Below are 12753 nucleotides of genomic sequence, written 5' to 3'. Positions count from 1 at the left end.
TGTCGACCGGGGTCGGAGGCCGCCGCGGACGACCCCGGATTTGAGCTCCACCGAGGTGGGTGCGTAGTCTCGTACGGTCTCCCGCTGACTGGCGGGCGTGTCGTGCTGTGCCGGAACGGCGCCCAGGACACACCCACCTCAGTGACTTCGGGTCACTGCGCTCACGAGCACCGCTCGTGATCAGTGGCTGGAGACGACCCCAGACCTGCCTGCAGTGAGCACCGGGAGAACCGCCGTGAGCAAGGGCAAGCGCACCTTCCAGCCCAACAACCGCCGCCGCGCCAAGACCCACGGGTTCCGGCTGCGCATGCGCACCCGCGCCGGCCGCGCCATCCTGGCCGCTCGCCGTCGCAAGGGTCGCGTCGAACTGTCCGCCTGAGCACCCCTCCGCGCCGTGCTTCCCGCGGCCGCCCGGCTGACCCGCGGCCAGGACTTCGCGCTGGTGGTTCGCCGCGGCCGTAGGGCCGGGCGGGCCCGGCTCGTGGTGCACGCGGTGCTGGGCGGCGCCGGCTCCCCCGAGCGGGGACGGCGTCCGGGACCGCACGGAGCGGACGAGACATCGCCCACCCGGGAACGGCAGGGTCCGGCCCGGGTGGGCTTCGTCGTGAGCAAGTCCGTGGGCGGCTCCGTCGTGCGCCACGCGGTGCAGCGCCGGTTGCGCCACGTGGTGCGCGACCGGCTCGCCGCGCTGCCCGCGGACCTCGACCTGGTGGTCCGCGCGCTGCCGCCGGCGGCCGAGGCGACCAGCGCCGAGCTGGCCGCCGACCTCGACGCGGCGCTGCGCCGACTGCGACTGCTGCCCGACCACTCCCCCCACGACCCGGCGGCGGGTGCGGCATGAGCCCGTCGTCCGGCGAGGCTGGCGCGCGGCCGAGCCCGCTCGCGCGGGTCCTGCTGGCACCGGTCCGGGTCTACCGCCGGTGGATCTCCCCGTACCTCCCGCCCACGTGCCGGTTCCACCCCACCTGCAGCACCTACGCGGTGGAGGCGCTGACGGTCCACGGCGCGGTGCGGGGCGCCTGGTTGACCGCGCGCCGCCTGCTGCGCTGCGGTCCCTGGCACCCTGGAGGCCTGGACCCCGTTCCGCCACGTGGTTCCGGACGCCGGTTCCTCGGGACACCCGGACCCGAGTCACCACACACCCCTGCCGAGGAGTAGGTCTGTGCTGAACTTCATCTACTACCCGGTGTCAGCCATCCTCTGGTTCTGGCACAAGGTCTTCGGCGCAGTGTTCGGGCCGTCCACCGGCGCGGCATGGGCGCTGGCCGTGGTCTTCCTGGTCTTCACGCTGCGCGCCCTGCTCTTCAAGCCGATGCTGCACCAGATGCGGTCGATGCGGAAGATGCAGGAGTTCGCCCCGCAGATCAAGAAGCTGCAGGAGAAGTACGGCAGCGACCGGCAGAAGCTCGCCCAGGAGATGCAGAAGCTCCAGGCCGAGCACGGGGTGAACCCGCTGGGCGGCTGCCTGCCCGCGCTCGTGCAGATCCCGGTCTTCATCGGCCTGTTCCACGTGCTGAAGGAGTTCCGGCCGGGCAAGACCGAGAACTACATCTTCGGCGCGGCCGAGGTCGACTCGTTCAACCAGGCCAGCATCTTCGGGGCCAAGCTGAACACCTGGATCAGCATGTCGACCCAGGAGCTGGCCAGCTTCGGGGTCGAGCGGTCGCACGTGGCCCTGGTGGCGATCCCGCTCATGGTGGTGGCCAGCGTGGCGACCCACTTCACCGCGCGGCACTCGGTGGCCCGGCAGACCGCCACGGCGTCGGCCAACCCGCAGACGGCCATCATGAACAAGGTCACGATGTACCTGTTCCCGCTGGGCGTGCTGGCCGGTGGCCCCTTCTTCCCCATCGCGATCCTGCTCTACTGGCTCTCCAACAACATGTGGACGCTGGGGCAGCAGTACGTCGTGTACCACCGCCTGGACCGCGAGGAGGAGGCCAAGAAGGAGGCCGTCACCGTCCAGCGGCAGGCGCTGGCGCCGAAGCCCGGGCAGAAGCCGGTCCGGCCGAAGGCGACCCGCTCCGCCGGTGACGCGGCGACGCCGTCGGAGGTCGTGGAGACCACCGACTCGGCGGCGTTGAAGCCGGGCGAGGTGCCCGGCATGGTGTCGGACAGCTCCCGTGGCCGGAAGCAGCAGCACAAGCCCAAGCAGGCGCGCAAGCGCCGCTGAGCCCAGCGGTTCGCGTCGGCCGCGGTGACGGGCGGGCGCGAACAGATCCGAGAGGAGACACGGTGTCGGAGACGTTGCAGGCGTCCGGGGCCGACCGGGACGTCGACACCGACCGGGCCGAGGGCGGTACCTCCCCAGCCGAGCTGGAGGAGCTCCTCGTCCGCGAGGGCGACATCGCCGGCGACTACCTGGAGCGGCTGCTCGACCTGCTCGACTACGACGGGGACATCGACCTCGACGTCGAGGCCGGGCGCGCCGTGGTGAGCATCGACGGCGGTGAGGACCTCGAGAAGCTCGTGGGGCGTCGCGGTGAGGTGCTGGAGGCGCTGCAGGAGCTGACGCGGCTGGCGGTGCAGCAGGAGACCGGAGCGCGGAGCCGGCTGATGCTGGACGTCGCGGGCTGGCGGGCGAACCGGCGCAACGAGCTCGCGGACCTCGGCCGGGCGACGGCGGAGAAGGTGCTGGCCACCGGCTCGGCGTCCCGGCTCCAGCCGATGACCCCGTTCGAGCGGAAGGTCGTGCACGACGCGGTCGCCGAGGTGGACGGCGTGCACAGCGAGAGCGAGGGCGAGGAGCCCAACCGACGGGTGGTCGTGTTCAAGACGGACTGATCCGCCGCTGGTTCACCGAGGACCCCGGGGCTGTGCCCCGGGGTCCTCGGCATTTCCGCCATCTCTTTGTCGCCTTGTCTCCCCGGTCGCCGCGGGATGCGACGAGGGAGTGTGGTCGCCGCCCGGGCGCTGTCGGGTGCCGGGTGATGGAACCGATCGATTGACGGGGTTGGCGAAGCACGGATGTGATGCGCCTGGCATTCTTTTTGCGCGCCGCCCGCATCGTCTGATCGAGCCGCCGAGAGGCGGCGAGGCGGAGACCTGCCCCGTGTTTCACGTGAAACGACCGGTTCCACGGGCGGGCCGGGCGCGGGGAACGGGGCGCGTTTCACCGGGAACGAGCGGACGGGGATGACAGCGTGACCGATCTGGCCAATCCGCCCGAGGGCGCCGAGCAGGTGTTCGGGGACCGGCTGCCGATGGCGGCGCGGTTCGCCGAGCTGCTCGCGGAGCACGGTGTCGTGCGGGGGTTGATCGGTCCCCGGGAGGTCGACCGGATCTGGGACCGGCACGTGCTGAACTCCGCCGTCGTGGCGGAGGTGTTCCCCGAGGGCTGGCGAGTGGTCGACGTGGGGTCCGGAGCGGGTTTCCCGGGCATCCCGCTGGCGATCGCGCGGCCGGATCTGGACGTCGTCCTGCTGGAGCCCATGGCGCGCCGGGTGGCGTGGCTGGAGGACGTGGCGCGGGAACTCGACCTCTCGGTGACCATCGTGCGGGGTCGCGCCGAGGAGGCCGCGGTGCGCGACCGACTGGTTGGGTGCGACGCCGCCACCGCCCGCGCGGTGGCGCCGCTGGCGCGACTGGCCGAGTGGTCGCTGCCCCTGGTGCGGCCGGGCGGCCTGATGGTCGCGCTCAAGGGGGCCAGCGCGCGCGAGGAGATCACGCGGGACGCGGTCGCCGTGCGGAAGGCGGGCGGCGTGCGATGGGAACTCGTGACGTGCGGCGCCGAGGTGCTCGACGTGCCGACCACGGTGGTCGTGGTCGAGCGCGGCGAGGCGCCGCGAGGTCGTGACGGCGGACGGCGGAGACGGAAGGATCGGTGAGCGTGTACCGGGAGTCGCAGCCAGAGACCGCACCGGCGCGTGTTTCACGTGGAACAGCGTCGACATCGACCCCCACCGAGCACCTGCGGGGCGCCTCGCGTGCCGGTGAGGTGCTCCGCCCGACCACCCAGCAGCAGACCCCCGAGGAGAGCGCCGTGTGGACGCCGATCGCCGAGGAAGCCGAGCGGGCAACCCGTGTCCTGCACCCCCATTCGCTGCGACTCCCCCGCCCGACCCGGCGCCGTGTGCTCACGGTGGCCAACCAGAAGGGCGGCGTCGGCAAGACCACGACCACGGTGAACCTGGCCGCCGGCCTCGCCCTGCACGGGCTCAAGGTGCTCGTGATCGACCTGGATCCGCAGGGCAACGCGAGCACCGCGCTCGGTGTGGACCACCGCTCCGGGACGCCGTCGGTCTACGAGGTGCTCATCGGTGAGCTCTCGCTGGGCGAGGCCGCGGCCGTGAGCACCCAGACGCCGAACCTGCTGTGCGTTCCGGCGACCATCGACCTCGCCGGCGCCGAGATCGAGCTGGTCTCGATGGTGGCCCGGGAGTCGCGGTTGAAGGAGGCGCTGACGAGCGAGGCGCTCGACCAGCTCAACCCCGACTACGTCTTCATCGACTGCCCGCCGTCGCTCGGCCTGCTCACGGTGAACGCGATGGTGGCGGCGCAGGAGGTGCTGATCCCGATCCAGTGCGAGTACTACGCGCTGGAGGGGTTGAGCCAGCTGCTGCGCAACATCGAGTTGGTGCAGAGCCACCTCAACCCGGTGCTCAACGTCTCGACGATCCTGCTCACGATGTACGACGGCCGCACGAAGCTGGCCGACCAGGTGACCAGCGAGGTGCGTGGCCACTTCGGCGACCTGGTGCTGCGCACCGTGATCCCGCGCAGCGTGAAGGTCTCCGAGGCGCCCGGCTACGGGCAGACGGTGTTGACCTACGACCCGGGGTCGCGTGGGGCGATGAGTTACCTCGACGCGGCTCGTGAACTGGCTGAGCGCGGTGCGCAGGAGGAGATGTCATGAGCGAGCGCAAGGGAGGACTCGGTCGTGGGCTGGCCGCCCTGATCCCGAGCGGGCCATCGGCCGGTGGCTCCGCGGTGCTGGGCGGGACCCGAGCGGTGCGGGACCCGGGGGTCGGCGCGAGCGCGGTGCCGGTGCCGAACGGGCACGCTCCGGTGGAGGCCGGGCGGGTGGCCGGTGCCGTGTACCGCGAGGTGCCCATCGGGTCGATCCAGCCGAACCCGAAGCAGCCGCGTCAGGTCTTCGACGAGGAGGCCCTCGCCGAGCTGGAGCACTCGGTGCGCGAGTTCGGGCTGATGCAGCCGATCGTCGTGCGGGAGTTGGGTCGGGACTCCTACGAGCTGGTGATGGGCGAGCGCCGGTGGCGGGCCAGCCAGCGGGCCGGGCTGGAGCGCATTCCGGCGATCGTGCGGCAGACCGCGGACGACGCCATGCTGCGGGACGCGTTGCTGGAGAACATCCACCGGGTGCAGCTCAACCCGCTGGAGGAGGCGGCCGCCTACCAGCAACTGCTGGAGGAGTTCGAGGTCACCCACGAGGAACTGGCCAGCCGCATCGGTCGCAGCCGCCCGGTCATCACCAACACCATCCGCCTGCTGAAGCTGCCGCTTCCCGTGCAACGGCGGGTGGCGGCCGGGGTGCTCTCCGCCGGGCACGCGCGGGCCCTGCTGAGCCTGGAGGAGCCGGGCGCGCAGGAGGAGCTCGCCACCCGCATCGTGGCCGAGGGGCTGTCGGTCCGGGCCACCGAGGAGGCGGTCGTGCTCGCCAAGAGCGAGCAGCCGGCGAAGCCGAAGCCGGCGGTTCGCCGTCCGATGCAGGCGCCGGGCATCCAGGACCTGGCCGAGAAGCTCTCGGACGCGTTCGACACCCGGGTCAAGGTCGAGCTCGGCCGGCGGAAGGGACGGATCGTCGTGGAGTTCGGTTCGGTCGACGATCTGGAGCGCATCGTGCAGATGATGGCGCCCAGCACCGCCGAACGGGGCTGACGGGGCGGGTACTTCCCACCCCACCGAGTTTCGTCACGGTGACGATCTGAGTTGGGCGGCTGGTTCTCCGAGGGAGCCAGCCGCCCCCTCTTTTTCCGGCACTCCCCTCGGTGTCCCGCGTCGGCACCTTCCAGAAGGAGCCGATTCACCGCGGTCCTTCGCACAGAGGACCACGTACCCCGAATGCCGCAGTTGTGGTCAGCTGCGGGCCGGGGTGTGGTTTCGTTGCCGACGTCTGGGCTGCCGATGGTGACGACGAATCGACAAAGAGCCGAAGACACACTCCGGTCAGAAGACACTTCTGACCTGGAGGCTGTCCTGGCGGCAGGTCAGACCTTCGCCGTTTCGTGCGTCAGGCGGGTCGGCGGCATTTCGAACGATCGCACTGCTGACGGCAGGCCCCGGCTAAGCCCCTGACGGCCGATCCTGGCACCGCTCGCGCGATGTTTCACGGGAAACATGCCATTCCCGGCCGCGCCTCTTCACTTCGGACAGCCCCCACCCGCCCTGGGGGGCGAGCCCTGCTCCAGCCTATCGGCCCAGTTCAGGCCGGCCAAGCACCCCGCTCTGCCCTGTGGACAAAATCGGGTGACTGTGGACAACTGGCTGTGGACAACTCCACTCGCCGGCGTGCGTCGACGTGTCCCGGCATGGACGCGGGGAGCGGAAAGACGGCGGGGACGGAGGACTCAGCGGCGAGATCCCCGAGCGATCGCACGGTCGACGAGCTGTGCGTACACCTCGCCGACCGACGAGCCGGCCGCCTCGAACGCCATCGGCAGCAACGAGGTCTCGGTGAGCCCCGGCGAGACGTTGACCTCCAGGAAGTGCACCGACCCGTCCGGGCTGACGATGGCGTCGGTCCGCGAGATGTCCCGCAGCCCCAGCAGACGATGAGCGGCGACGGCGAGTTCCCCCACCGCCCGCGCCCCGGCCGCGTCCAGCCGCGCCGGCGCGTGGTAGGTGGTCAGGCCGGCGACATAGCGCGCCTCGTAGTCGTAGACCCCGCCTTCCGGGGAGATCTCCACGGCCGGCAGTGCCCGCGGGCCGTCCTCGCCCTCCACCACCGCGACGGCCACCTCGACACCCTCGACGAAGCGTTCGACCAGCACGGTGTCGCCGTAGGACAGGCAGCCCACCACGGCCGTCGGCAGCTCCGCGGCGTCCCGCACGACCCGCGCGCCCAGAGCGGAGCCGCCCTGGTCCGGCTTGAGCATCAGCGGCAGCCCCATCCGCTCGACGAGGGCGTCGAGGACCGGCTGCGCGCCCAGTTCGCGGAACGTGGTGTGCGGCAGCACCACCCAGTCCGGGGTGCTCAGCCCGACCCGGTCGAGCTCCGCCTTGGCGGTGGGCTTGTCCCAGGCCCGTCGGCACGCGCGGGGATCAGCGCCCACGTAGGGGACCCCCACCACGTCCAGCACCGACTGGACCGACCCGTTCTCCCCCTCGCCCCCGTGCAGGGCGATCACCACCGCGTCGGGGCGTTCCGCGCGGAGCCGCTCCAGCAGGTGGCCGTCGGCGTCCCATTCCGCGACCGACAGGCCGCTGGACCGCAGCGCGGCGGACAGTCGCCGCCCCGAGCGCAGCGACACCTCACGCTCGTGCGACAGCCCACCAGCGAGCACGGCGACGAAACGATCGGGCACCTGACGACTCCTCCCACCACGAGCCGAACCCCGGGTGGACGCGTCGAGCGCGGGCACCGCGGGTCCGAAGAGAACCTTGTCGGACGCGACTACGCGGTGTCCGGGGACGGCGAGTGCGGTCCGGCCAGACCTGGATGTCGCCCGGGCGAGCCGCGTCCGCCGAAGGTGCGGAGCACGTCCAGCTCCCCCTCCAGGACCGCCGCCAGCCGCCGCACACCCTCCTGAATCCGCTCCGGAGTCGGGTAGCAGTAGGACAGGCGCATCTGCCTCGAACCCAGGCCGTCCGCGTAGAAGGCGGCGCCGGGAACGTAGGCGACGCGCTCGGTCACGGCCCGGGGCAGCATGGCCCTGGTGTCCACACCCTCCGGCACCGTCAGCCAGACGTAGAAGCCCCCGTCCGGTCTGGTCCACCGGCAGCCGGCCGGCAGGTGCTGCTCCAGAGCGGACACCATCGCGTCGCGCCGTTCCCGGTACGCCGCGCGGAACTGCTTCACCTGACCCCGCCAGTCGTGGCGGGCCAGGAAGCGGGACACGACGGCCTGGGTGAACGCCGGCGGGCACAGGGTGGCCGACTCGGCGGCCAGGACCAGCTTCTCCCGCACCGCGTGCGGCGCCAACGCCCAGCCGACCCGCAGTCCCGACGCGAACGTCTTGGAGAACGAGCCCAGGTAGACCACGTTGTCCGGCTCGGTCGACCGCAGCGCGGGGTGGGTCTGGTCGCCGAAGCCCAGCAGGCCGTACGGGTTGTCCTCCACCACCAGCACGTCGTGCCGGGCGCAGATCTCCAGCACCTCGGCCCGCCGCCGCTCGGCGAGCGTGACGCCGGCGGGGTTGTGGAAGTTCGGGATCGTGTAGAGGAACTTCACCCGGCGGCCCTGGGCGGACAACGCGCCGAGCACCTGCCGCAGCGCCTCCGGCACCAGGCCCTCGTCGTCCATCCCGACGTGGACGACCTCCGCCTGGTACGCGGAGAAGGTGCTCAACGCGCCCACGTAGGACGGTGCCTCGGCGAGCACGACGTCCCCGGGGTCGCAGAACACCCGGGTGACCATGTCCAGCGCCATCTGCGAGCCGACGGTCACCACGACGTCGTCCGGGTGTGCCGAGATGCCCTCCAGGGACATGACCTCGCAGATCTGCTCCCGCAACGCCGGCAGGCCCTGCGCGGAGCCGTACTGCAGCACCGTCTGCCCCTCGGCGGCCACCAACCGCGCCACGTCCTCGGCCAGCGCGTCGAGGGGCAGGGCGGCCAGGTTCGGCATCCCCCCGGCCAGGGAGACCACCTCGGGACGGCTGGCCACCGCGAACAGCGCCCGGACCTCCGAGGCCCGCATCCCCGCCGCCCGCTGGGCGTACCGTTGCCGGTGCGGGTCGAGGCTGCGGCCCGTCGGGGCGTCGCCGGCGTGGTGTTGGCGGGTGGGCTGCGCTCCGGGTAGGTTCATGGTGCCGCTCCGAGCGTCGGTCCTCCGTCAGGACGGGTTCCGGCTGATCGGCCGAGTGTACGGGGCGTGGCCGAACCGGGCGGGAGACTTCCCGGGGAAGCGCACACCCGCCCATTCTTGATCTGCGTCCACGTCGGTGGACGCCGCGGTCCGCGGGAGGTCAGGTGTCGCGACGCGTCATTGGCGTCACGCTGGACAACCTCGACCACCTTCCCCGACGGTGTCGGGGCTGTGTGTTCTGGGAGCTCGCGCCGCACCTGCGGGAGCAGGCCGAGGAGTTCGGGCAGACCGAGCTGGAGAAGGAGGCCTGGGTCTCCAGCGTCCTGCTCGAGTGGGGTTCCTGCGGGCGCGTCGTCTACGCCGACGGCGTACCCGCCGGCTACGCCCTCTACGCCCCTCCGGCCGCGGTGCCCAGGTCCGCCGCCTTCCCGACCGCCCCGGTCAGCCCGGACGCGGTCCTGTTGACCGCGTTGCACGTGCTGCCGGAGTTCGCCGGCGGCGGTCTCGGCCGGATGCTGGTCCAGGCGGTGGCCAAGGACCTCACCCGCCGCGGCGTGAAGGCGATCGAGGCGTTCGGCGACGCCAGGGCCGACGCCGACAGCACCTGCGTCATCCCCGCGGACTTCCTGCTCCGGGTCGGGTTCAAGACGGTGCGCCCGCACCCCCGGTGGCCCCGGCTGCGACTGGAGCTGCGCACGGCGCTGTCGTGGAAGGAAGACGTGGAGGCCGCGCTGGAGCGCCTGCTCGGCACGGTCACCATCGGTCAGGTGACCCCGGCCATCCCCCGCTGATCCTCAGTCGAGCTGACCCTCGGTCGATTTGTCGACAAAGCGTCCTGTGGTGACCGCGTGCCCCTCGATCCACGCAACAAGCACTTGTGAGGCGCTGAGTGCCCCGTCGGCAGCCCGGGGTGAAGTGATCTGGGAAAGATCCGCGCGGGCCGACAGACGTGCGGCTCCGGGCCTCTCAGGGCCGCTGTTCAGTGATCTCGCCACGAACCGTGAGCTCGTCGGCCCTCACCTGAACAGCCAGCGCGGAAGGCGCCGCGAACATGCCGGGGAGACAGCGGCGCGGGGCCGTCGCCCGAAGGCTGACGGCCCCGCGAACGTCCTGGTTCCGCCTCTCACTCCGCCTTGGCCAGCTCGTACCGGAGCAGGTCGTCGAAGGTGAAGGTGCCGGTCGGCTGGTCGTCCTTGCCGAGCAGGTAGAGCCGCTTCACCGCGACCAGGATGCCCTCGGCCACGATGTCCCGGAACGTCGGGTCGAGCAGCCGCCGCCGGTCGTCCGGGTTGGTCAGGTAGCCGACCTCGACCCGCACCGCCGGGCACCGCGTCAGCCGCAGGGTGTCCCACGTCTTCGGGTGGATGCGGCAGTCGAGCATCCCGGTGCGCGCGACCAGCTCCCGCTGGATGAACCCGGCCAGCGCCTCCCCCACCGTCGACGTCGGGCCGTTGCCCGTGCCGAAGTGGAAGCTGGCCACGCCCTGGGCCAGACCGGACGGGTTCGCGTCCACGTGCAGGGACAGGAACAGGTCGGCGCCGGCGTTGTTCGCGAACTGTGCGCGCTCGGCCTCGGCCGGGCAGACGTCCGGCCCGCGCGAGAGCAGGGCCTCCATGCCGGTGGCCACCATCCGGCCCTCCAGCCGGCGGGCCAGGTCCCACATCAGGTCGGCCTCGGAGGCGCCGGCGACCAGCACGCCCCGGTCGCGACCACCGTGCCCGGCGTCGATCACGATGCGCTTGCCCCGCAGGCGGGGCCCGGCCATCCGCACCCGCTCCTGCTCGCGCAGGAACACGGGCCGACCGCCCCGGACCTTCGGCGCGAGCTGGCGCAACGCGCGCAGGGTCGCCGGGCCGCACATGCCGTCGACGCCGAGGCCGTAGTCGCGCTGGAAGCTGCGGAGCGCGAGCTCGGTCTGCTTGCCGAACACCCCGTCGGGCCGTCCGGCGTCGTAGCCCAGCTCCAGCAACCGCTCCTGGAGCGCGAAGACGTCGTCCCCGGTGATCGGCTGCGACACCAGGTAGGCGAGGTTGCGGTCGCCCAGCCGCCAGCGGGCGCCGGCCAGCGCGTTGTACGTGGCCGGACCGACGATCCCGTCGGTGATCATGCCGCGTTGCTGCTGGAACGCCCGGACCGCCTGCTCGGTGGCGACGTCGAACACCGCGGGGCCGTGGTGCTGCCCGTTGGTCGGCGGGAGGAGCCCCAGCGACACGAGGGTGGCCCTGATCTCGGCAACGGCCGGGCCGGTGTCACCGCGGCGGAGCAGCTGCATGCACCCCTCGCTCGTATCGGGCGCCGGCGGGATCCGGCGCGGAACGTGCCGTCCTATTGTGCCCTGCCGCCGCGGACGGCCCCTGCGGGGCTACGGGTTGCGGTCGCTCGGCCACGCAGATGTACCCGTTGGAGTTACCGCAAGACCCGGTGGCGGGCCCTTCTCACTACAGGACGCAGAGACCGCCGCGGTGTTGCCCGCCGTCAGGGGACCCCGTACCGCGCGTCGGCCCGGTTCGCCGGCAGCGCGGTCCGAGCGGCCGTTCCCACCAGCGAGAACGGGGGTGGCCGCCACGGTCCACCCGTGACGGCCACCCCCTGCGGGTCACTTCGCGGCCGTGGCCTCGACCGCGTCGGCGGCGTGCCCGTACCCGCCGCCCACCTGCTCCGTGGAGACCGGGTGCTCGGCCAGCCAGCGCTCCGCGTCGATCGCCGCCGAGCAGCCGGAGCCGGCCGCGGTGATGGCCTGCCGGTAGTTGCGGTCCACGAGGTCGCCGGCGGCGAACACACCCGACAGGTTCGTCCGGGTGCTCGGGTGCTCGACCTGGACGTAGCCCTCGGCGTCGGTGTCCACCTGGCCCCGCACCAGCTCGCTGCGGGGGTCGTGGCCGATGGCCACGAACAGGCCGGTCACGTCGAGGGTGGACTCCTCGCCGGTCCTGGTGTCGCGCACCTTCACGCCCGACACCGTCCCGTCGCCGAGCACCTCGGTGACCACGGTGTTCGTCGCCCAACGGATCTTCTCGTTGGCCTGGGCGCGCTCCAGCATGATCCGGGAGGCGCGGAAGTCGTCCCGCCGGTGGACGATGGTGACCGAGCGGGCGAACCGGGTGAGGAAGGTGGCCTCCTCCATCGCCGAGTCGCCACCGCCGACCACCGCGATGTCCTGGTCGCGGAAGAAGAAGCCGTCGCAGGTCGCGCAGGCCGACACGCCCCGGCCGAGCAGCTCCTGCTCACCGGGGACGTGCAGGTAGCGGGGCGCGGCCCCCATCGCGAGGACGACCGCGCGCGCCTGGTGCTCGACGCCGTTCACGGTGACCTTCTTGACCGGGCCGGCGAGGTCGAGCGCCTCGACGTCCTCGGCGCGCAGCTCGGCGCCGAACCGCTCCGCCTGGGCCCGCATGTGCTCCATGAGCTCCGGGCCCATGATCCCCTCGCGGAAGCCCGGGTAGTTCTCCACCTCGGTGGTGGTCATCAACGCGCCGCCGTACTGGGTGCCCTCGAACACCAGCGGACGCAGCTGAGCACGGGCGGCGTACACCGCTGCGGTGTAGCCGGCCGGCCCCGAGCCCACCACGATCAGGTCCCGGATCTCGCCAGTCACCATCGGCCCTTCCGTCTCGTCGCCGCAGAACGGCTGTCCAGGCGCCGCCGGTCGACCCGGGCGAGGGATCGTCCGAGGTGGAAGACCGGGCGCACCTGCCTTCAACACGATCGTAGGCACGCCTGTTCCGCGCCCGGTTCAGTGACCCAGGACACAGGAGCGGTGAGCAGGGGGTTCGCCGGCCGGGCCGGGTGATCTGTGGTCGAACGAACCCGACAGTGTGCGGAATCGG

13 protein-coding genes are annotated in these 12753 nt (G+C 72.1%); 9 read left to right on the top strand and 4 right to left on the bottom strand.

Features of this window, described 5'->3' with window-relative positions; translation table 11 throughout:
* Positions 1-235 precede the first annotated feature (235 nt).
* The 8 genes from rpmH to BUE43_RS03080 all read left to right on the top strand — a co-directional run bounded on the left by rpmH (position 236) and on the right by BUE43_RS03080 (position 5838).
* On the top strand, positions 236-379 hold the full coding sequence (gene rpmH, locus BUE43_RS03115; RefSeq protein ID WP_073480234.1) for a 50S ribosomal protein L34: 144 nt from the start codon (positions 236-238) through the stop codon (positions 377-379).
* 15 nt (positions 380-394) lie between these two features.
* Positions 395-841: a ribonuclease P protein component gene (gene rnpA, locus BUE43_RS03110; protein ID WP_073479757.1), complete on the top strand. Its 447-nt coding sequence runs from the start codon at positions 395-397 to the stop codon at positions 839-841.
* Positions 838-1158 carry a membrane protein insertion efficiency factor YidD gene (yidD, locus tag BUE43_RS03105; RefSeq protein ID WP_073479756.1) on the top strand — a complete coding sequence of 107 codons (321 nt, stop codon included), beginning with the start codon at positions 838-840 and terminating at the stop codon, positions 1156-1158. The genes rnpA and yidD overlap by 4 nt, the downstream gene beginning before the upstream one ends.
* Before the next feature lie 4 nt (positions 1159-1162).
* Positions 1163-2173: a membrane protein insertase YidC gene (gene yidC / locus BUE43_RS03100; RefSeq protein ID WP_073479755.1), complete on the top strand. Its 1011-nt coding sequence runs from the start codon at positions 1163-1165 to the stop codon at positions 2171-2173.
* Positions 2174-2235: 62 nt separating this feature from the next.
* The gene (locus BUE43_RS03095; protein ID WP_073479754.1) at positions 2236-2784 is read left to right on the top strand and encodes a Jag family protein; all 549 of its coding nucleotides are present in this window, start codon (positions 2236-2238) and stop codon (positions 2782-2784) included.
* Positions 2785-3203: 419 nt separating this feature from the next.
* The gene (gene rsmG / locus BUE43_RS03090; protein WP_083959352.1) at positions 3204-3827 is read left to right on the top strand and encodes a 16S rRNA (guanine(527)-N(7))-methyltransferase RsmG; all 624 of its coding nucleotides are present in this window, start codon (positions 3204-3206) and stop codon (positions 3825-3827) included.
* Between the two features lie 110 nt (positions 3828-3937).
* Entirely contained in the window at positions 3938-4855 is a 918-nt protein-coding gene (locus BUE43_RS03085; protein WP_073479752.1) for a ParA family protein, read from the top strand.
* Entirely contained in the window at positions 4852-5838 is a 987-nt protein-coding gene (locus BUE43_RS03080) for a ParB/RepB/Spo0J family partition protein (RefSeq protein ID WP_073479751.1), read from the top strand. Before BUE43_RS03085 ends, BUE43_RS03080 begins: the two co-directional genes overlap by 4 nt.
* 689 nt (positions 5839-6527) lie before the next feature.
* Here the strand turns inward: BUE43_RS03080 and BUE43_RS03075 are convergent.
* Both BUE43_RS03075 and BUE43_RS03070 read right to left on the bottom strand, forming a co-directional pair.
* Entirely contained in the window at positions 6528-7484 is a 957-nt protein-coding gene (locus BUE43_RS03075) for a D-alanine--D-alanine ligase family protein (RefSeq protein WP_073479750.1), read from the bottom strand.
* Between the two features lie 89 nt (positions 7485-7573).
* Positions 7574-8926 (bottom strand): aminotransferase-like domain-containing protein, encoded by a 1353-nt coding sequence (locus BUE43_RS03070; protein WP_073479749.1) that lies wholly within the window; start codon positions 8924-8926, stop codon positions 7574-7576.
* A gap of 164 nt (positions 8927-9090) precedes the next feature.
* Here BUE43_RS03070 and BUE43_RS03065 point away from each other — a divergent pair, with 164 nt between their 5' ends.
* Positions 9091-9717: a GNAT family N-acetyltransferase gene (locus BUE43_RS03065; protein ID WP_143173914.1), complete on the top strand. Its 627-nt coding sequence runs from the start codon at positions 9091-9093 to the stop codon at positions 9715-9717.
* 332 nt (positions 9718-10049) lie between these two features.
* Here the strand turns inward: BUE43_RS03065 and BUE43_RS03060 are convergent, their stop codons facing one another.
* Together BUE43_RS03060 and trxB are read right to left on the bottom strand one after the other, a co-directional pair.
* Positions 10050-11198, bottom strand: coding sequence for an N-acetylmuramoyl-L-alanine amidase (locus BUE43_RS03060; protein ID WP_073479748.1), 1149 nt, complete (start codon positions 11196-11198; stop codon positions 10050-10052).
* A gap of 324 nt (positions 11199-11522) precedes the next feature.
* Positions 11523-12524, bottom strand: coding sequence for a thioredoxin-disulfide reductase (trxB, locus tag BUE43_RS03055; RefSeq protein WP_073479747.1), 1002 nt, complete (start codon positions 12522-12524; stop codon positions 11523-11525).
* Positions 12525-12753 lie beyond the last annotated feature (229 nt).

Source organism: Streptoalloteichus hindustanus (genome assembly GCF_900129375.1).
Classification (GTDB): Bacteria; Actinomycetota; Actinomycetes; order Mycobacteriales; family Pseudonocardiaceae; genus Streptoalloteichus; species Streptoalloteichus hindustanus.
This window is presented reverse-complemented; position numbering and strand designations above follow the sequence as displayed.